The sequence below is a fragment of the Streptococcus sp. HSISS3 genome, assembly GCF_000448605.1.
Classification (GTDB): Bacteria; Bacillota; Bacilli; order Lactobacillales; family Streptococcaceae; genus Streptococcus; species Streptococcus raffinosi.
Genome location: NZ_CM002130.1, coordinates 2032531 through 2050190 on the forward strand (window position 1 = coordinate 2032531; position 17660 = coordinate 2050190).

Below are 17660 nucleotides of genomic sequence, written 5' to 3' on the forward strand. Positions count from 1 at the left end.
AGCCTTCTATCACTACAAAAAACATACCACAGACAAAGAGATTACTCCCATTAAGTATGCAAAAGAGCAGACTCAGAAACCAAGAGACAAGCTTTCTTTCCTTGGAGTGCCTACTTGACCGCTTCACTGATCAACTCTTCCTTTATTATCTCAATCAAGGCATCTCTATCCTTAATCCATTGAGCTCTCTCATCCTTGTAGTAGGTACGATTACTTAGGAAAATCGCCGCACGTTGAGCTGGGATGTTAATCAGAACAAAGGTCCCTGTATAACCAGTATGAAGAATCCAATCTCCTTGAAGGTCCCAAGCGACACTACGTTCCTTCTTGGATTGGCTGATATTTTTTGTCAGATTCTTAGCGAAATCATCCGTTAAATAATGATTAACAAAAATTTCTAAGTCTTTAAGGGTTGAAAAGAGACCTGCTGAACCTGTGTGCTCTTTAAGAACACGAGCTTTGGGATCGTGAACAGTTCCGCCTGGAATGCCCTTAACCGTAGGAACAGCAACCCCAACTGGCCCAAACTGTGTTTCAGACATACCAAAGGGTTGAAAAACTTCGGAGTCAAAGAGCTTATCCAGACTTTGTCCAGATAGTTTCTCAAGCATCAGCCCTAAAAGAATAAAGTTAATATCGGTATACAAGAAAGGTTTATCATCCCTAACCTTGATGGCGTTTATAGCAGCAATCAAACCCTCCTGATCTAATTCATCACGATTAGGAATGAAAGGATCAATCCCACTACTATGAGACAAGAGCTGACGTAATGTTAACGTCTTATTTTCTACTGCGGGGTAGTAGGTTGACAGCTTCTCATCCAAGTCTAATTTATTGGTCTGCAGATAGAAAAGGCAGAGGGTCCCAACCCCGACCACCTTGGATACACTGGCTAGGTCATAGGTGAGACCTGAAACTACTGGAACATAGCCATCTTGAGTCCCTTGGTAGTACTCCTGCCAAGCCTTTCCATCATAAAGGGCAAGGCTGGCACCCGGAAAGATGTCAGCCTTGATGTAGTCTGTAATTGTTGCTAATGTTTGTTGAAAATCAGTCATTATTTTGTTAGCCAAACCTCAATATTACTCATATCAGTCAACGCAAGTAGGTGTCCTTTGCTATCCAAGTAACTTGAGAACTGTTCCTCTTCAAGTTTATCATGCAAGGCAACTAAGTCATAGTCTTCTGCCACCTTAAACTCGAGAATTTCCAAATCCCAAGTTTGATCAGGAGTTACTTGAAGGTCAGGGCCTTCTGCCTTTTCAAAGTGGATAGATAAAGGTAGTTCTTCACCAAAAAGATTGTCATAAAAGAAGGCTGCTTTAACCGTATCCACAACATTCAGAGTCAAGGATTGAACGGTAAAGTCTGAAACACCTTTAAAGTCTTCATTTTCTTCAACATCTGCATACTCGATTGTCTTGAGCGTTGACAAGTCATCCTCCGCGTGCATCAAAATAAGACCATTTTCCGGTGAAACTGTTTCAAAGGCATAACCATTTTCCCCTTGGAAAATAGCCTTGGCTTGGTGATCGTCACGCGCCAAAAGGTACTCAATCTCAAGTGGATCTGAAACCTTAATAACCACTTTATTAATTTTCTTAGGGCCTTCAACTGCACGGCAACGGTAAGCTGGAGACTCTTCAATCACAAAGAGTGATTGGTGGTCTGCCCAATCTGTGAAGACGGCAAGAGCATTTTCTTCTGTTAATAGTTTAAATCCTAGTGTATTTTGGTAAAACTCAATATTTTCTTGTCTGTTATTCACACGAAAGATTGGTGTGTGAAACTTAAAATTCCCTGATTGCGTCATGACAACCTCCATTCTTTTCTATTTTATCCAAAAAGAGGCTGTGTGACAAGGATTTTCCAAAGAAAAAATAGGATTGTAATTTTTTCACTTTCTTTCGCATAAATTGTGAAAAACATTATAGTTTATTCACTTTTTGAGTAGCTATTTCCTCATTTTAGGGTATAATTGAGAGTATGAAAATTCTCGTTAATCACATAGTATTTAGGCGGACCTATCAAGGTTTGTTTTTAATGCTAATGATTGTTATCCCAAACTTTGCTTTGAGTCTGATGACCTCCTACAATAGTCAGACTGGATTGACTTTTACGAACCCTGAAAGCTGGGGAATCATTGCTATCAATCTTATCATTTTTTACCTTACCTATCTCTGGGCTAAGAGTGAGGGTATGATTCACAACTTTAGCTTAAATCGAAAGGATATTAAAGCCATTATCTGGGGCTTTGCCATTATCTTCTTGATGGAACTCATCGGAAGTAACCTCATGTTACTGACCCATACCAACTACCATGCAGAACTTCAAAAGACGCTCACAACAATTCCTATCCTACCTGTAGCGATTGGTATGATGACGACAGCCTTCCTCCAAGAAATCCTCTTTCGCAAGTGGATTTTCACCTGGTTGGCCCCCTATTCGAAAACAGCTGTGCTAGTCAGCACTGGGCTCTTTTGTCTCTTTCATATGCCAACTAATCTTGCCTACCTCACTCTTTATATCGGAATGGGCTTGGCTCTCTCTATGGTCTACCAAAAAAGAGAGAACTTATCTGCAAGTATCACACTTCATGTTTTATGGAATCTTTACACCTTAGGTGCTACCATTCTAGTAATGACTAATCCGATGTGACTGAGAATATTTTCTCAGTTTTTTATTACTTTCAATATTTTAAGCATAAAAAAATCTGAAGCTTAAACTTCAGATTTTTAAGTATTATTAAAGGTAGAGTGATTTGAACAACCAGATAGCCAAAATCGCCGCAACAATTGGAGCTACAACTGGAACCCAAGCATACCACCATTTAGAATCACCTTTGTGTTCACCAAGAACTGATGTTGGCAAGAGGTGGTGAAGAAGACGTGGCATCAAGTCACGGGCTGGGTTAAGAGCTGGACCTGTTGCACCACCAAATGAAATAACCAAAGCTGCAACCAAGAAACCAACACCGATGTGGGCAACCGCAAGTGCCCCATTAGCCATTTGACCTGCGATAGCTTCTTTATCATAGCCAAGTTGTGTGGCTTGTGCAATCAACTTATGACCAAAATAGTTGTTTGTCATAGCAAGCGCACCGAAGAACAAGATAAATGAACCTGCAAACTCGTTGGCAAAACCATTAAGCCAAGCACGTTTGTGATTTTCTGGAGTTTCATCATCATTATCAACAGCAGAGATTGTAGAGAAAGTACCAAGGATGTTGTTAGGATTCTCAGTTTGAAGGTAATAAGGTTGGTGAACCCAAACCACGATAGCTTGACCAACGAAAGCTCCTAGAAGTTGAGCAATCAAGTAACCTGGAACGGCTACCCAAGAGAAGATACCTGCAACCGCAAGACCAATTGTGAAGGCTGGGTTGATGTGGTTACCAGAAACATCACCAAACATAAGTGCTGGCATCATTACCGCAAAACCATAACCAAAACCAATAACAAGCCATCCAGACTTATTACCCTTAGTCCCTTTAAGCTCAACATTGGCAACCGAACCATTACCAAGTGCAACCATCAAAGCTGTCCCAATAAACTCAGTGATGTACTTTATAATCCAATCATGACTGAGCGCTTCTTTTAGAAAATCATTCATTTGTCTCTTTATTTCCTTTCACATTTTACAATAATTTAGACATCTATCATTTTATCAAGTATAATGTCTGATGTAAAGATATTTCTGAAATGTTTACGTATTCTTTTTTTGAGGTTTTAAAGTATGAAATTTAATCAGTTTAGTTACATCCCAGTAAGTCCTGAAATGGCTTGTCAGGAACTCCGTTCTTTGGGCTTTGAAGTCTCTTTAAACGCTAGTGCCAAGGATAATTTTGAAGCCTTTGTTCGTAAGTCCTTCCTCTTCTTTGAAGACACCGACTTAGCTTTGAAAAATTGGATTGCTGATGGGGAGACTGACCTCCTAACCTTCTTCCAATCAGACCGTCCTTTGACTGCTGACGTCTTTGGTTTGGTAGCTCTTCAACTGCTAGGATTTGTCCCTAATGTAGACTTTACAGACAGTGCGGCTTTCCTAGAGAAAATGGCCTTCCCAATCACTTTTGATGGTAGTCTTAATAACCTGCATCAATTGTTGGCGACACGCACACAGTCTGGCAATACCTTAATTGATCAGTTGGTAGCCCAAGATTTAATCCCTGTAAGTAATGATTACGTCTTCTTTAATGGTAAGAGCTTGGCTACATTTGACACTAACCAACTTCACCGTGAGGTGGTTTATGTGGAAGCACCAGTAGATACCGACAAAGATGGGCAGCTAGACTTGGTCAAAGTAACTATCTTACGCCCTAATGTGAACTTCCCAGTTCCAGCCATGATGACCGCAAGTCCTTATCAACAAGGGACTAATGAACCTGCTTCAGATAAGCTCACCCACAAGATGGAGGGAGACTTGCTCGTCAAAACAGCTGGTGATATCTCTCTTAGCCACCCTGAAATCAAGGCACCTGAAGCAGACCTTACGCCTATCAATCCTGTCACAAAGGCTCAGGAGCGTTTTGCTCACACAGATACCTACACGCTCAATGATTACATGTTGGCTCGTGGCGTGGCTTCTATCTATGTATCGGGTGTCGGTACCTTCAATTCTGAAGGTTTCATGACCTCCGGAGACTATCAACAGGTTCTGGCCTATAAAGCTGTCATTGACTGGCTCAATGGTCGTGCACGCGCCTTTACTAGCCGCAACAGACAGCATACAATCACTGCAGATTGGGCTTCTGGTAAAGTGACTACTACTGGACTATCATACTTGGGTACCATGTCCAACGCCCTTGCTACAACTGGCGTTGACGGTTTGGAGATGGTAATCGCTGAAGCAGGTATTTCTTCCTGGTACGACTACTATCGTGAAAATGGGCTCCTCGTCAGCCCTGGAGGCTACCCTGGTGAGGATCTCGATACCTTGACTGAATTCACCTATTCTCGTGCCCTATTAGCTGGAGAATACCTACGCCACCAAAAAGATTATGAGACCTACCTTAAGGAGCTAAGCACGGCTATTGACCGTAAGCATGGTGATTATAGCCAGTTCTGGCATGACCGTAACTATGTGCAATTCGCAGATCGTGTCAAAGCCACTGTTGTCTTTACACACGGTAGCCAAGACTGGAACGTTAAACCGATTAACGTCTATCAAATGTTCAGAGCCCTTCCAGAATCTCTTGAAAAACACCTCTTCTTCCACAATGGTGCCCACGTTTACATGAACGCTTGGCAGTCTATTGACTTCCGAGAAAGTATGAATGCTTTAATTTGTCAAAAACTTCTCGGTTTAGATAACGGCTACACACTGCCTACTCTTATCTGGCAGAACAACCAGTCTGAACAGACCTGGGAAGTCCTCGATAACTTTGGACACGACAATGGGAAAAACATTCAGCTTGGTGAGGCTGAAGCTAACATCGCTAACCATTACGAAGAGGAAACCTTCACCAAATATGGTAAAGCTTACCAAAGCTTCAAGGATGACCTCTTTGCAGACAAAGCCAATGCCATTACCTTGGACTTTGAACTGGACCAAGATATCCAAATCAATGGTCGTGTCCACCTAGAGCTCAAGGTTAAGTCTAACACAAACCGTGGTCTCATTTCGGCCCAAGTTTTAGAAATGGGTGACAAGAAGTATCTCGCACCTATTCCCGCACTCAAACGCATGAATCTAGATAACGGCCGTCTCTTCAAGGAAGAAGTCTTACGTGAATTGCCATTCAAGCAGGCAAAATATCGTGTCATTACCAAAGGACACCTTAACCTGCAAAATCGCAAGAACCTCCTTAGCATTGAGAATGTCACTCCAAATGAATGGATGACTATCGGTTTGGACTTGCAACCAACCATCTACAAACTCAACAAGGGCGACAAACTCCGACTTGTTCTCTATACCACAGACTTTGAACACACTATTCGTGACAATAGTGACTATGAATTAACTGTGGACCTAAGCCAAAGTCAGATGACATTGCCTTATTAGTCTTTATCGCAAAAATCCCATAGGATGAGAACTCCCATGGGATTTTTTTATTGTGTGGAAATAAACAAGATTTAGTCTTCAATTTTTACGATTCATTTTAATGTTATTTAAACAAATGATGTAGCCAAGACAGTGGAACAACACAAAGATATGCCAGTAAAAATAGAGCATAAAGCTATCAGATTTGATTATCGTATAAAAAGAAAAATTGCAACTAATAAAATAGAGAACCACAGCGTCTTCTTAACGAATAACAAATATTGATGCCATATCTCTTTATCCCCCAAAGTAACTTTAGATTTTTTGCTTAGGAAAAGATGCATCAAGATCTCTACTAGACTGCTAAGTACTGTTAAAACCAGAATCTTACTTAGAGGAATACCTAAAAAGAATCCCATCCACTCAATAAGCAATTGGGACAAAACAATGGCCGTAAGAGCACGTAGACTTTTTGACATAAAACTGAAACCTCACACTTCTCTCAAACAGAAAGTTTTCACAACACCTAGAAAGTTACCAAAGCATAGATAAGTACTTACAGCCTCGCTATTTTTATAAGCGCATCTATCATAAACTGCTATTCTAACCTCGTTCACTTTGTTTAATGATTTTAAGCACTCTGGGCGTCAGAAAAGCTAGTAAACAAATATCCAAAACAATCACAACAATAATGATTAGGCGCCATTCGGCATCTCTCACCGTCAGCAAACGATAAATACCAGCTAAAATAATAGCCAAATGCGCCAAGCCCATACCAGCGTAAATTTGTTTAAGAGTAAACTGTCGTTCTTCAAGTGGACGACGGTCAAGCTCTCGCTTAATCAACAGGGGCAACACAAGTAAAAAGATTGATAGCAATGCCAAAGGTAGCCAAATCCAGATTGGATGCTGACTAGATAGAGGATTTAAAGCTATATTCCCAATGACTACCCCTTAGATTGCTGATAGGAAACGTAACTAACGTAACACAGCAGAACTAAATTTTTGTAATATCACCATTTTTACTCCTTTTCTACTAGAGCAATTTAAACAAGTTATAAGGGCATTATCATCGAAAGTATCGGCTATTCTTTCATCACAATCACTTGTCCGCTTGGCATAATCATAACTAGGACTTAAGGGTCTTTCTCTGCTCCTCAACAGGTTGGAAAAGAACCTTTTTGCCCCATTTTCCTTTTCTCAATGGACAACTCAACCTTAAAACCAAGAAATCCTCCCTAATGACATCAATAGCCATAACGAATCGCTAGCAATTTCCGCAACTCTGCCATTCGCTCCTCGATAAATGGAGACAAGGTTAGCTGGTCTTTTCTGACCACTTCGGATATTTCCAGTGACATCCTGCTTAAGATATAGGGAGTGGCTGAACGAGAGTCTGCAAGTTCCGTTCGGTAGGAATGCAGGACCTGCTTCAAATCAGCATAATCTGGCTTATCTCCAATAGTTTCAATTACTTCATCGATGATAGCTACTGCTTGTTCTCGTCTCTCTTTGCCTCCTGCAAACCATTTAAGTCCTGTCATTAAGAAAACCTCCTTATTTCTTTCAACTAATTTTTCAATCACATCTTTAGTATAGCACCCTGATAGTCATTTAAAAGCCAGCGTCCCAAAAAGTGGCTATACGTCCTGAATGGTCATTCATATACAAAATGAAAAAAATTGAGGGAGATACTCAATCTTTTTACTTATTTAATATAATATCTCAGTGCTAACATGAGTGAAGCTAAGATTGCTAATGCCCCCACAAAAGAGACAAGTGATTGCTCACCATCATTTGTTTTAGGAAGTTCTTTTGTGTCTGCTACTTTATCAGTCATTGGTGCCATTTGCCCTGTTTGAGCGTTCAGTTCCTTCTGAACCGTTGACATCGGCTGTGGTTGAACAGTTGGCAAAGATTTCTCTTTCGTACTCTCTTCGGTTACTCGTGTAGGACGAACAGTTTTAGTTTGAGGTTCAGAGATGGTTGTTTGTTCCTGATTCAAAGTCATAAAACGTGGACTAGAGCTGGCTAAATGGTCATAAACTGTTTGAGCAGGTCCACCACCAACCCATCCTGATAATAGCTGACCATTTTCCAGATAAAGTAGTGTAGGTGTACCTGGAATACCAATCTCACCAAACACATAGTTTCGGTCAAAATCCTCACGATCTGTATCGTAATACTCTAAACGACCATCCATCAGTTGGTTCAAGACCTTCAACTCTGGTGAAAATTGACGACAATAATAACAGGTTCCACGTCCAAAATAAATCGTATGTGCCTGACCATCCTCAGTGAAAGCATTACGCACATCATCTAAGCTTATCTTAGATAAATCTGCAACATTGGCCTCGTATTCCTCACGAGAGACCTCAGGAATATCATCTGCAGTCTCCTCCTCGGACTCAGCCAAGGCTACCGATTCAGTGGTAGGTAATGTCTGACTATCCTCAGGTTTTGACTGCTCCTGACTATCTGATGGTTGTTCTACTGGAGTAGGTTCAGTTGCTTCAACCTTTGGAGAATTATCAACTCCCGTTTCTACCACCTCATCCGCTAAAGCAGTTCCTACCGATAGATTCAGTAACAAGGCTGAACTCATCAGCCATAGCGTTAATGTCCGTTTTTTCATCATAAACTCCTTTCGATTACTTAGTCTAGTTTAACAATTTACAACTCTCATAGAAGCTAACGTCCCAAAAAGTGACTATACGTCCCGAATGGTAAGAATATAAAAAATCCCACTATCACCAGAAGGTTCGGGTAATAAGGGGACTTTTATATTCTTATCAAATAAGAGCCTTTAAATTAAAGTTCTTACATAATAGCACAGACAGGTAAATATACCATGGGATAGGCTTCACCGCTTCGATATCTAGGTGGTGATACCCAACCGTCTTTAAGGGGGTCACCCTCCTTGTTATTCACATTTGGCATAAGACAAACAGCACCACCTTGAATTACTTCAAGGTCGTTATGAGTTAATTTTGTAAACATTGCTTATACTCCTTATTTTGTCAATTACTTACTTCTCTATATTATGGTTGATATACTTGATGCCCCATAAAAATAGTACGAAACCCAATAATGAAAAAAAACCTACAAATATAGCGATAACTTTTTGATAATAGAAATCTGTTGTCAAAAAACGAAGGCAACTAAGTGTCAGTAACAAGAAACAAGCTAGGGAAGCTTTTAATTGATTTAACACAGTTGGTTCTTCTCTTCTTGTCATTATTTTTCGAATGAGCAATATATCAACCACAACCACTAAGAGGGCTGCTACGATGTAGACCAATTGGAATACGGATGATAAGTTATGAAGTAATTGACTAAAAAAAAGTACCAGTAAGGATATGCTAACTACTTGGGCAATGACAAATAGCACTATATCCCTTTTTGAAACTCTATGTGTCATTGTTGTTCTCCTTAACAGCCAAGTAAGGCTACTCCACCTCCAATAGCTGCACCTACTGCACCAGTTCCAATTGCATACGGTCCAATGAAGAAAGCCGTTCCACCTGCAGCTGCAGAGAATCCTTCTGAAGCACCTACGGCGACAGAGGCCCCACACACTCCCCATCGTTCCCAATTGACTCGTCCTCCTTCAACACTAGCAAGTGTTTCAAGGTCGAGGGTGTTAAAGTTTTCAATTGTTTGAGTTGCCATGGCAACTACCTCCTAAAATTTTTATCGTGTGATCTCTCAATCACATCTTTAGTATAGCATTCAAGTGTCTCTATCAGAGCTAGCGTCCCAAAAAGTGGCTATATGTCCCGAACGGTAAAAAAATATAAAAGACCACTTTAAGATGATAAAGTGATCTTAATAGTCATTATCGAATAAGAACCTTGATTTCAACTTCCTACATAAGAACACAGATAGGAAGATATACCATCGGATAGGCTTCGCCACTTCGATATCTAGGTGGCGATACCCTACCGTCTATAAAGGGGTCGTAGCTACCACCAGCTTTATTATTTGTTCTAGGCATAATACAAGATACTCCACCTTGGATGGTTTCAAGGTCGTTATATGTTAGTTCTGTAATCATTAGTTAACTCCCCATCTACATAAAAATAAACTATTTGTTCAAAGAAAATAACACTATCTTATAAACAAATTATTAAAAATTGTTATGAAAATACCCGTATATGTTCAAGATGATTATTTATGTTTATTTTTATTGACCTTGTTGAAAAAGATATTACCTAACAAAGCAACAACAAAACCTATAATAAAATATACCATAGATTAGCTCCACCAGCAGGTTGCTCCATAGGCAACAGTACCACCTACACCACCTAGAGCACCACCACCGACCCAACCAGGAACTGAGCCTACAACTGGTAAAACTACATTACCTCCAAACGCTCCTGCGATAGCTCCTCCGATAGCTCCTTGAGCAGCCGCTCCACCTGCGCCTCTCCAACTACATCCACCTCCTTCAACACTAGCAAGTGTTTCGAGGTCAAGGGTGTTAAAGTTTTCAATTGTTTGAGTTGCCATGGCAACTACCTCCTAAAATTTTTATCGTGTGATCTCTCAATCACATCTTTAGTATAGCATTCAAGTGTCTCTATCAGAGCTAGCGTCCCAAAAAGTGGCTATATGTCCCGAATGGTAATTCCTAATGTATATTGTTTCTAAAATTCAGAAAAAAGAAAAATCTCATTTTCCACTAATAAAAAATTGAAAAACCGTTTCTTTATGTTACAATTTTTCAATAAACAGTATTCGTCATGAAAGGGAGGACTCAACCTTGAGAATTTACCTATTAGAAGATAATCCTATTCAGATGGGTCGCTTGGAAGAGGCTGTGGCACATGAACTTAAATCCTTCGGAAAAAATCTATACAACCTCCTTTATAAATTTATTGTGATATCTCAACCACAATTGTAATATAACAATCTTATTAAAGAAAATTAAATATTGTCACAAACTACCAATATATGTCCTAAATGGTATTGATAGATAATGAATCACATTTATTTCTAATCTTTTTAAGAATAGTTGGATGGAATATGTAAATTATGGTATAATATTACATATTTATGAGTATAAAAACAACAGCATACAAAAATTTGGAGGGAACTACGATTGGATATATATATCTTAGAGGACAATCTCATTCAACAAGGAAGACTGGAGATGGTATTGTCTCAAGAGTTAAAAAAATACAACAAAGACTTATCTATTGTCCACACGTTTGATAAGCCTAAGCAACTTATAGAAGCGTTTGAGTCAACAACTTCTAACCAGCTCTTTTTTCTTGATATCGAAATTAAAGGAGAAAAATTAAAAGGGCTTGATATTGCTAAAATCATTAGGGAAAAAATCCCTATGCTACTATTATCTTTGTCACTACTCACTCAGAGTTCATGCCACTAGTTTTTGATTACCAAGTATCTGCCCTAGACTATATCGACAAAAGTCTCTCTGAAATAGAATTTAGGAAAAAGATAACCAGAGCTTTAGCTATAACTATGAAACCACTTGGAATAGAGAATGACGAGATTTTTGATTTTCAAACACAACATACAGCTATTCGCATCCCTTTAAACCAAGTTATTTATATTGAAACTTCTCCTCAAAAGCATTATGTAATACTTCATGGTACAAACAACCAAATGACCTTTCGTGCAAATCTAAAGGATCTTGAAAAAGCTAGTCCTTCACTCGTATCTTGCCATCGTTCGTATCTCATTAATCCTAAAAACATTTTAAGAATCAACAAATTAAAACGTGAAGTCGAAATGACTGATGGTAGTATCTGTCCTTTTTCACGTACCAAAGCTAAAATGCTGATAGATACTTTTAAAAGAAGGAACCTTCAATGATTATTTTTTTATTTTTGCTTACTGTTGTCTCTGAATGTTTCAATATTTGCCTGTTTCTTTACTTAATAAACAAAAGAGTTTCAATTAGGCATTTTCTTATTATCTTATTTTGTCGCATAGCATATACCAAAATATGTAACAGTCTATCCTGGAAATTCTTATTCTACTTTAACGAAGAAATATTCTATCTTTTATTATCTTTTTTTATATCACGAAAGCCCTACTTACAATCAAAGCTTAAAATATTCAATGCTCTTCTCCTCACAACTCTTAATAATATCAGTTTTAGAGTAATCATTTTCTTTATATTTCCTTTGTTTGGAATCAGTGTTGAAACAATAAAAGTTAATTATCTTATAGCTGTCTCATCTTCTTTCCTAACTATTTTACTATCCTTTCTTTTAATAAAATTATTCAAAGAAAGCTTTGGAGTTATACAAAAAAGACGATTAGCCCCTCTCATATCAAAGAGTATTATTGTTGCTGATTTCATTATGATTGGTTATACATTTACCCAGCAATATCTCGTCTACCTCGAAAACACTACTCATACATCCACTCTGATAATCAGAAAGTTAATTGTGGTTATTTATCTAGTCTTGTCCTTTATCATGCTTATCTTACTAGATAGAAATATCCGAGCAACAATACAAAGTCAATTGGACTTTCAAAAAGACATTCAACTATCGCATCTTAAGAATTATAACAAACAGATTGAAAACCTCTATCAGTCGGTTCGAAGTTTTCGTCATGATTATGCCAATATTTTAACAACACTCAAACTTGGTATCGAACAAAATGATATAGCTATTGTAAAAGAAGTCTACGACTCAGTTTTAAAAGATTCCGATAAGCATTTAAAATCGAAAACATTTGATTTAACTCGCTTAATAAACATAGAAGATAACACTATTAAAAGCCTACTTGCAGCTAAGTTCCTAGAGGCAGAAGAAAATAACATTGATGTCTCCTTAGATATTCCTAAAACTATCAAACTTGAGGGTATGGAGATGGTCGATTTTATTACTGTCATATCTATCTTTCTAGACAATGCGATGGAAGCATCGATTCAGTCTGACATACCAAAAATGCATATTGGCTACTTCAACCATGGTAATAAACAGCTCTTTATTGTCCAAAACTCGACCCGGGAAGAATTCATTTCGATCACCTCACTTTTTGAGAGAGGTGTCTCCAGTAAAGGGGATCATCGCGGTATAGGTTTGGCCAACGTTAGGAATATATTAGACAACTATCAAAATATTTCTTTAAAAACTGAAAGTATGACTTTTGCATTTACACAGGAACTTAATATATCGAAAAAAGCTTGACTAGTTTCAAGTTTTTAAAATTTTTAACTATAACAGATTTTTACTGCCATCTGAAAGAAAGTATTTATAATCCTCTTTTAAATATCTTGACAGATAATTTGCCCAACTGATTCCTCCATATACCTGTTCAAGCTCATGGTCACTGAGCTTTTGAAACTCAGTGACATTTCTTTGTTTTTTCATTTTCCACTCCTTGAATTTAATTAAGCTGATTAAATAACTTATCTTTAAGATAAGCAAAGTAGCTTTTTTTATCTATTATACTAGTTACTCGCCCTTGAAAACCATATTTAAGACTTCTAGATTCTTGAGCAGTTAGCTTTGCCTTTGCTTTAACTCGAAAGATATTTCCTTTCTCTGTTTCAATTGCTGAACTATCAATGCTCTCAATCTTACCTAAAACCATCATATTATGATTACCAACCTCATCAAGTGTTAGTCTAACTGACTGACCTTTTTTAATTTAAGGATATAATCTGAACTAACATAATAACTAATAAAAACTTCCTTAGTAGACTCTATTTTAGGATAAATCTGTGCTAGTTCCTTACCTGTTGAAACCGTTGACAGATTTTCATAAGATTGATTAAGATGTATTATTCCATCTTCAGGTGCCTTTATTGTTGTATTAGACAATAGTATATTCGCTTGGTTAAGTTTTCCCTCTACTTCAGACTTCTGTATTTGAACAGTTGCTAATTGTTGTCCAGCTTCCTTAAGATACTGAGCTTTCAATACCTCCCTTTGACTTGATAAATCAGTATCGTATTGACTATCCAATGTAAGTGGGATAGACTTATAACTATTTCTCTTAGAAGTCATCTTATGATTCTTATTTGTTTTTGATAATGTCTCAGATTGAACTGGAAATCCACTGATTTCAAAAGAACTAGCAGTATCTGTTTCATTACCCAAATTAGTTTGGGGACTTGATTCCCGATTAGAACTATTAACACCTTGACCAATAGAATCGTATTGGGCTAAGAAAGTAGTAAATGTGCTTTGATAGCCAAATTCATCATTTTCTTCCTGAAAAAGGCTAGTTCCTTGATTGATACTATCTTCTAAGGTTTTTAGCCCTGTCTCCTGACGACTTAAAAGATCAAATTGTTTTTGAAGACTCTCTTTCTGAGAGCTTTCCATTTTTTCGGAATATTGAATCAATAAATCACCTTTTTTGACTTCTTTATTGGACCTTAACTGATTCTTTATAATAGTATTGTCACTGGTTGACTGGATTGTTGCAACAATACTTGTAGGCTCTATCGTTCCTGTGACTTCAACTGTTACCTCTTTTTTTGCCCAAAGTAAAAACGAAAGAAGGAACATTATCAAAAGGACTAATGGAAATATAATAATTGTTGAGAAGTTTTGATACCTTTTCTGATAAAATTCCGTACTTTTAAATAATTGAGAATTCATTTTTCTTCTTTCTATTTCTTAAATAAACGATAGTAAAAACCATGCCTAGACATCAACTCACTATGTGAACCACTCTCTATTAAACGCCCCTGTTCTATTACTATTATCTTATCAGTCCTTTGAGCAATACTAAGTCTATGAGCTACAAAAATAATCGTCTTTTGAGTTAATTTCAATAAATTATCTATAACTTTCTTCTCCGTTAGGACATCTAATCCACTTGTAGCTTCATCTAAAATAAGAACTGGAGCTTTAGTTAATAGAGCACGCGCTAAAGCAATACGTTGCTTTTGTCCTCCAGATAACCCTGAACCATCAGAAAGCTCCGTTTGAAATCCCATTGGCATTTCTTCAATGTCCCTCCGAATTTCAGCGATATCACATGCTCTAAGAATATCTTCCTCTGTTACAGTTATATCGGCTCCCAAAGTCAGATTTTCCAAAATACTTCCACTAAAAATATAGGACTGTTGAGGGAGATAGTTAATCTTCCTACGAAGACTTTTTTTATCGATTAGATTGATATCTTGACTACCTAGGCTAACTTTGCCTTTATAAGGTTGGTAAAAATTCACTATCATCTTCGCTAATGTGGTTTTTCCCGAACCGCTGACTCCAACAAAACTTACCTTCTCACCTCGTCTAATAGTTAAGTCAATGTCAGATAATGTATCCTGTCCAAATCCATACTTGTAGGACAAGCCTGAAATAATAATATCTCCATTCATTGGCTGTTTTTGATATATATTACCATTAGTTTCTTTAAACTCCGATTCAACAAGGTAGACCTCATTGAGACGTGCATTAGCAACTTTTGCAGATTGGAGTTTGCTCTGAAGATTAATTATATTTTCTAACGGCTTTGTAAAATATGACAATAACGTATTGAAGGTTATAAGTTGCCCAACTGAGATTTTATTTGACATAACTAACTGAGCACCTGTCCAAAGAATGAGCACATTTAAAATCAACTGAGCTCCTTGTTTTAAAGATGTCTGTAAAATAGATAATTTTGACAAACGAAAAGAATTTTCTAAATAGTCTATAAACTCACCATCAAGCTTTTGGTAATGAATTTCCTCACTAGTTAAAGATTTAATCGTTTCAATGCCATTGATATCTTCAATAATAGCCGAGCTTACCATAGCATTACTTTGCATGACCTTATGATTCATTTTCTCAAAGGGCTTCATGAACACAAGCACTATTATTGTATAGATAGGAACTGAACAAAGAACTATCCAGAACAAACTAACATTTTGTAATAGTAATATACTACCAATAACAACAAGAACAGAGACATCTAAGAAGAGAGACAAAATAGTTGATGCTAGTGCGTCAATAATTGAGTTGGCATCACTAAAACGTGAGGTAACTTCACCGGTTTGCCTAGTCGCAAAAAAAGACATCGGAAGATCAAAAATATGTCGTACGTAAGACAAAATAACATCAATCGTAAAACGCTGACTGAGGATAGTCAGTAGATAATCCCTAGCATATGTCATCATCTGCTGTAAAACATAACTAACAACTAGGCCAATGGAAATAATTCCTAGTGTTGACCTCATCTGATGAGGAATATAGTCATCTAAAATACCCTGAAGATAATACGAACCAACAATATTTACCAAAGTAACCAAAAAACTAGCTAATACAATATTAGTAATTAATGATTTTTGCTTAAAAATGAGAGGAAGAAAAGCCAACAGACCGATTCCTTTTTCCTTATGTGGTTTGTAACTTGGTTCTGGTCCTATAAATAAAGCGACACCCGTCCACTCCTTTTTAAATTGCTTTTTAGACATTTTAGTTACTTTGATACTAGGATCAGGGTCACCAATAACTAGCTTATTTTTTCCATTTTTATAGACCACATAATAATGCTGAAGTTTACCTTCTTTGTTTACATGAGCGATGAAAGGATAAGGAACATCATCCATGTTAAATAGAGACATGTCAGCTTGAATAGCCTTTGTTTCAAATCCGATTTTCTTAGCAGCTTCAACAATTCCTAAAGCCGTCGTACCTTCTTTGGTTGTCTTTGCTAATTCTCGAAGATAAGCTAAAGAATAGTCCGACCCATAATACTTGGCAATTGAAGCCAGAGCTGCAACACCACAGTCTCTAATATCCATTTGGGGAACAAAGGTCCTACGATAAAGAAACATAAAATTCCCTTTCATTTAGTTTTTATTTATAGTATGACAAATTCTTATCTGTAAAATATCTCTTGTCACAAATGACCATTATATGTCCTAAATGGTAGGTTTTAAGTGATCTTTAAAGTCTTTTTCCTCAAGATAGTGACAAAACACAAGTAATCGAATTATCTAGAACCCGACATTATTTCTTAAACTGTGCCCCATTTTTTTAAAAGCAGACTATAAAGAAGCAAGGTTAGCCCCAGCAAGTTAATGGTATGGTGGACTACATCCAAACTTCTAAATAGATTAGCGAGGCCCATTCCTATGAGAATGGTAGCCAGTAAATACGGTTTTGAGTTTTTGAACATACTTTTCTCCTTAAAGTGTTTTTAGCTAGTCTGTGCACAAGCTATTCACAGACTAGCAATTGACAAGATATCTCAATTAGGATTTCTTTTTAATGGAATTGGTAGCTTTGTGTTTTTCAAGCAATGACATAATAGGCTTATCCAAAAAAGTCATCACAGCCATGAAAATCATCCCTAAAATATAACTTTTCAAATCAAACATAATCTATCACCACCTTCAACGTTTGCAAGTGACTCAAGGTCAAGGAGTTCAAAATTGTTATTTGTTTGCCTTGTCATAGCAACAACCTCCTAAACTATTTTTTAGCTTTTTTCTTTCAAGCTAGGATTTTATTATAAGTTGCAAGCCAACAAAAAAGTAGTGACATAAATGTCACTACTCGATTTTGATTTTTAGGAACTCTATATTTCGAATACTTCTATTTTTTGAGTCGCTCCCATTTACTAAAAATCAAACTAAAAGTGATTAATGTTAACCCTACCAAATTAATGACATGATGAACAAAATCTAAATTTCTAAAAAGGTTAGCAATGCCAAATCCTAAAAGGAAAATTGCTAGTAAATACAT

At 37.3% G+C, this 17660-nt stretch carries 22 protein-coding genes; 5 read left to right on the plus strand and 17 right to left on the minus strand.

Features of this window, described 5'->3' with window-relative positions; translation table 11 throughout:
* Positions 1–110: 110 nt before the first annotated feature.
* A complete protein-coding gene (locus HSISS3_RS09350) occupies positions 111–1058 on the minus strand; it encodes a serine hydrolase domain-containing protein (protein ID WP_021152507.1) in 948 nt (315 codons plus the stop codon).
* Complete coding sequence (locus HSISS3_RS09355) at positions 1058–1813, minus strand: CppA family protein (protein ID WP_021146410.1); 756 nt, start codon at positions 1811–1813, stop codon at positions 1058–1060. Before HSISS3_RS09355 ends, HSISS3_RS09350 begins: the two co-directional genes overlap by 1 nt.
* Positions 1814–2043: 230 nt before the next feature.
* Between HSISS3_RS09355 and HSISS3_RS12130 the strand changes: the two genes are divergently transcribed.
* A complete protein-coding gene (locus tag HSISS3_RS12130) occupies positions 2044–2658 on the plus strand; it encodes a CPBP family intramembrane glutamic endopeptidase (protein ID WP_021152508.1) in 615 nt (204 codons plus the stop codon).
* An 87-nt stretch (positions 2659–2745) separates the two neighbouring features.
* Here HSISS3_RS12130 and gla read toward each other — a convergent pair whose 3' ends face one another.
* Positions 2746–3612: an aquaglyceroporin Gla gene (gene gla / locus HSISS3_RS09365; RefSeq protein WP_021146412.1), complete on the minus strand. Its 867-nt coding sequence runs from the start codon at positions 3610–3612 to the stop codon at positions 2746–2748.
* Between the two features lie 123 nt (positions 3613–3735).
* Here gla and HSISS3_RS09370 point away from each other — a divergent pair, with 123 nt between their 5' ends.
* A complete protein-coding gene (locus tag HSISS3_RS09370; RefSeq protein WP_021152509.1) occupies positions 3736–6003 on the plus strand; it encodes a Xaa-Pro dipeptidyl-peptidase in 2268 nt (755 codons plus the stop codon).
* 582 nt (positions 6004–6585) lie between these two features.
* Here the strand turns inward: HSISS3_RS09370 and HSISS3_RS09380 are convergent.
* The 8 genes from HSISS3_RS09380 to HSISS3_RS09415 form a co-directional block, all read right to left on the minus strand.
* Positions 6586–6867 (minus strand): hypothetical protein, encoded by a 282-nt coding sequence (locus HSISS3_RS09380; RefSeq protein WP_042771992.1) that lies wholly within the window; start codon positions 6865–6867, stop codon positions 6586–6588.
* Positions 6868–7229: 362 nt separating this feature from the next.
* Entirely contained in the window at positions 7230–7526 is a 297-nt protein-coding gene (locus HSISS3_RS09385) for a bacteriocin immunity protein (protein WP_021152512.1), read from the minus strand.
* A 164-nt stretch (positions 7527–7690) separates the two neighbouring features.
* Positions 7691–8617, minus strand: a complete 927-nt coding sequence (locus tag HSISS3_RS09390) for a thioredoxin family protein (RefSeq protein ID WP_021152513.1) — start codon at positions 8615–8617, stop codon at positions 7691–7693.
* 185 nt (positions 8618–8802) lie between these two features.
* Entirely contained in the window at positions 8803–8982 is a 180-nt protein-coding gene (locus HSISS3_RS09395) for a hypothetical protein (RefSeq protein ID WP_011681564.1), read from the minus strand.
* Between the two features lie 28 nt (positions 8983–9010).
* A complete protein-coding gene (locus tag HSISS3_RS09400) occupies positions 9011–9403 on the minus strand; it encodes a hypothetical protein (protein ID WP_003094909.1) in 393 nt (130 codons plus the stop codon).
* An 11-nt stretch (positions 9404–9414) separates the two neighbouring features.
* Positions 9415–9654: a Blp family class II bacteriocin gene (locus HSISS3_RS09405; RefSeq protein ID WP_021152514.1), complete on the minus strand. Its 240-nt coding sequence runs from the start codon at positions 9652–9654 to the stop codon at positions 9415–9417.
* Between the two features lie 196 nt (positions 9655–9850).
* Positions 9851–10039, minus strand: coding sequence for a hypothetical protein (locus HSISS3_RS09410; RefSeq protein WP_008535499.1), 189 nt, complete (start codon positions 10037–10039; stop codon positions 9851–9853).
* Between the two features lie 200 nt (positions 10040–10239).
* The gene (locus HSISS3_RS09415) at positions 10240–10494 is read right to left on the minus strand and encodes a Blp family class II bacteriocin (protein WP_021152515.1); all 255 of its coding nucleotides are present in this window, start codon (positions 10492–10494) and stop codon (positions 10240–10242) included.
* A gap of 592 nt (positions 10495–11086) precedes the next feature.
* On the opposite strand from HSISS3_RS09415, the gene HSISS3_RS12420 reads away from it, so the two are divergent.
* The 3 genes from HSISS3_RS12420 (at position 11087) to HSISS3_RS12430 (ending at position 13157) form a co-directional block, all read left to right on the plus strand.
* The gene (locus HSISS3_RS12420) at positions 11087–11377 is read left to right on the plus strand and encodes a hypothetical protein (RefSeq protein ID WP_240472086.1); all 291 of its coding nucleotides are present in this window, start codon (positions 11087–11089) and stop codon (positions 11375–11377) included.
* Complete coding sequence (locus HSISS3_RS12425) at positions 11368–11826, plus strand: LytR/AlgR family response regulator transcription factor (RefSeq protein ID WP_240472087.1); 459 nt, start codon at positions 11368–11370, stop codon at positions 11824–11826. The genes HSISS3_RS12420 and HSISS3_RS12425 overlap by 10 nt, the downstream gene beginning before the upstream one ends.
* A 581-nt stretch (positions 11827–12407) precedes the next feature.
* Complete coding sequence (locus HSISS3_RS12430) at positions 12408–13157, plus strand: sensor histidine kinase (RefSeq protein WP_240472088.1); 750 nt, start codon at positions 12408–12410, stop codon at positions 13155–13157.
* A 27-nt stretch (positions 13158–13184) separates the two neighbouring features.
* Here HSISS3_RS12430 and HSISS3_RS11800 read toward each other — a convergent pair whose 3' ends face one another.
* The 6 genes from HSISS3_RS11800 to HSISS3_RS12535 form a co-directional block, all read right to left on the minus strand.
* Positions 13185–13340, minus strand: coding sequence for a ComC/BlpC family leader-containing pheromone/bacteriocin (locus tag HSISS3_RS11800; RefSeq protein ID WP_021152520.1), 156 nt, complete (start codon positions 13338–13340; stop codon positions 13185–13187).
* Between the two features lie 16 nt (positions 13341–13356).
* A complete protein-coding gene (locus HSISS3_RS12435) occupies positions 13357–13566 on the minus strand; it encodes a hypothetical protein (protein WP_021152521.1) in 210 nt (69 codons plus the stop codon).
* Between the two features lie 26 nt (positions 13567–13592).
* A complete protein-coding gene (locus tag HSISS3_RS09430; RefSeq protein ID WP_240472089.1) occupies positions 13593–14579 on the minus strand; it encodes a bacteriocin ABC transporter ATP-binding protein in 987 nt (328 codons plus the stop codon).
* An 11-nt stretch (positions 14580–14590) separates the two neighbouring features.
* Positions 14591–16747, minus strand: a complete 2157-nt coding sequence (locus HSISS3_RS09435) for a peptide cleavage/export ABC transporter (protein ID WP_021152523.1) — start codon at positions 16745–16747, stop codon at positions 14591–14593.
* Positions 16748–16929: 182 nt separating this feature from the next.
* A complete protein-coding gene (locus tag HSISS3_RS12015) occupies positions 16930–17091 on the minus strand; it encodes a hypothetical protein (RefSeq protein WP_021152524.1) in 162 nt (53 codons plus the stop codon).
* Between the two features lie 76 nt (positions 17092–17167).
* Entirely contained in the window at positions 17168–17293 is a 126-nt protein-coding gene (locus HSISS3_RS12535) for a hypothetical protein (protein WP_021152525.1), read from the minus strand.
* Positions 17294–17660: the final 367 nt, after the last annotated feature.

What these genes read in the sequence shown, in the direction of transcription:
- HSISS3_RS09350 (WP_021152507.1), bottom strand. Translation starts at nt 1,058, where the DNA reads ATGACTGATTTTCAACAAACATTAGCAACAATTACAGACTACATCAAG.
- HSISS3_RS09355 (WP_021146410.1), bottom strand. Translation starts at nt 1,813, where the DNA reads ATGACGCAATCAGGGAATTTTAAGTTTCACACACCAATCTTTCGTGTG.
- HSISS3_RS12130 (WP_021152508.1), top strand. Translation starts at nt 2,044, where the DNA reads ATGCTAATGATTGTTATCCCAAACTTTGCTTTGAGTCTGATGACCTCC.
- gla (WP_021146412.1), bottom strand. Translation starts at nt 3,612, where the DNA reads ATGAATGATTTTCTAAAAGAAGCGCTCAGTCATGATTGGATTATAAAG.
- HSISS3_RS09370 (WP_021152509.1), top strand. Translation starts at nt 3,736, where the DNA reads ATGAAATTTAATCAGTTTAGTTACATCCCAGTAAGTCCTGAAATGGCT.
- HSISS3_RS09385 (WP_021152512.1), bottom strand. Translation starts at nt 7,526, where the DNA reads ATGACAGGACTTAAATGGTTTGCAGGAGGCAAAGAGAGACGAGAACAA.
- HSISS3_RS09390 (WP_021152513.1), bottom strand. Translation starts at nt 8,617, where the DNA reads ATGAAAAAACGGACATTAACGCTATGGCTGATGAGTTCAGCCTTGTTA.
- HSISS3_RS09395 (WP_011681564.1), bottom strand. Translation starts at nt 8,982, where the DNA reads ATGTTTACAAAATTAACTCATAACGACCTTGAAGTAATTCAAGGTGGT.
- HSISS3_RS09400 (WP_003094909.1), bottom strand. Translation starts at nt 9,403, where the DNA reads ATGACACATAGAGTTTCAAAAAGGGATATAGTGCTATTTGTCATTGCC.
- HSISS3_RS09405 (WP_021152514.1), bottom strand. Translation starts at nt 9,654, where the DNA reads ATGGCAACTCAAACAATTGAAAACTTTAACACCCTCGACCTTGAAACA.
- HSISS3_RS09410 (WP_008535499.1), bottom strand. Translation starts at nt 10,039, where the DNA reads ATGATTACAGAACTAACATATAACGACCTTGAAACCATCCAAGGTGGA.
- HSISS3_RS09415 (WP_021152515.1), bottom strand. Translation starts at nt 10,494, where the DNA reads ATGGCAACTCAAACAATTGAAAACTTTAACACCCTTGACCTCGAAACA.
- HSISS3_RS12425 (WP_240472087.1), top strand. Translation starts at nt 11,368, where the DNA reads ATGCCACTAGTTTTTGATTACCAAGTATCTGCCCTAGACTATATCGAC.
- HSISS3_RS11800 (WP_021152520.1), bottom strand. Translation starts at nt 13,340, where the DNA reads ATGAAAAAACAAAGAAATGTCACTGAGTTTCAAAAGCTCAGTGACCAT.
- HSISS3_RS12435 (WP_021152521.1), bottom strand. Translation starts at nt 13,566, where the DNA reads ATGATGGTTTTAGGTAAGATTGAGAGCATTGATAGTTCAGCAATTGAA.
- HSISS3_RS09430 (WP_240472089.1), bottom strand. Translation starts at nt 14,579, where the DNA reads ATGAATTCTCAATTATTTAAAAGTACGGAATTTTATCAGAAAAGGTAT.
- HSISS3_RS09435 (WP_021152523.1), bottom strand. Translation starts at nt 16,747, where the DNA reads ATGTTTCTTTATCGTAGGACCTTTGTTCCCCAAATGGATATTAGAGAC.
- HSISS3_RS12015 (WP_021152524.1), bottom strand. Translation starts at nt 17,091, where the DNA reads ATGTTCAAAAACTCAAAACCGTATTTACTGGCTACCATTCTCATAGGA.
- HSISS3_RS12535 (WP_021152525.1), bottom strand. Translation starts at nt 17,293, where the DNA reads ATGTTTGATTTGAAAAGTTATATTTTAGGGATGATTTTCATGGCTGTG.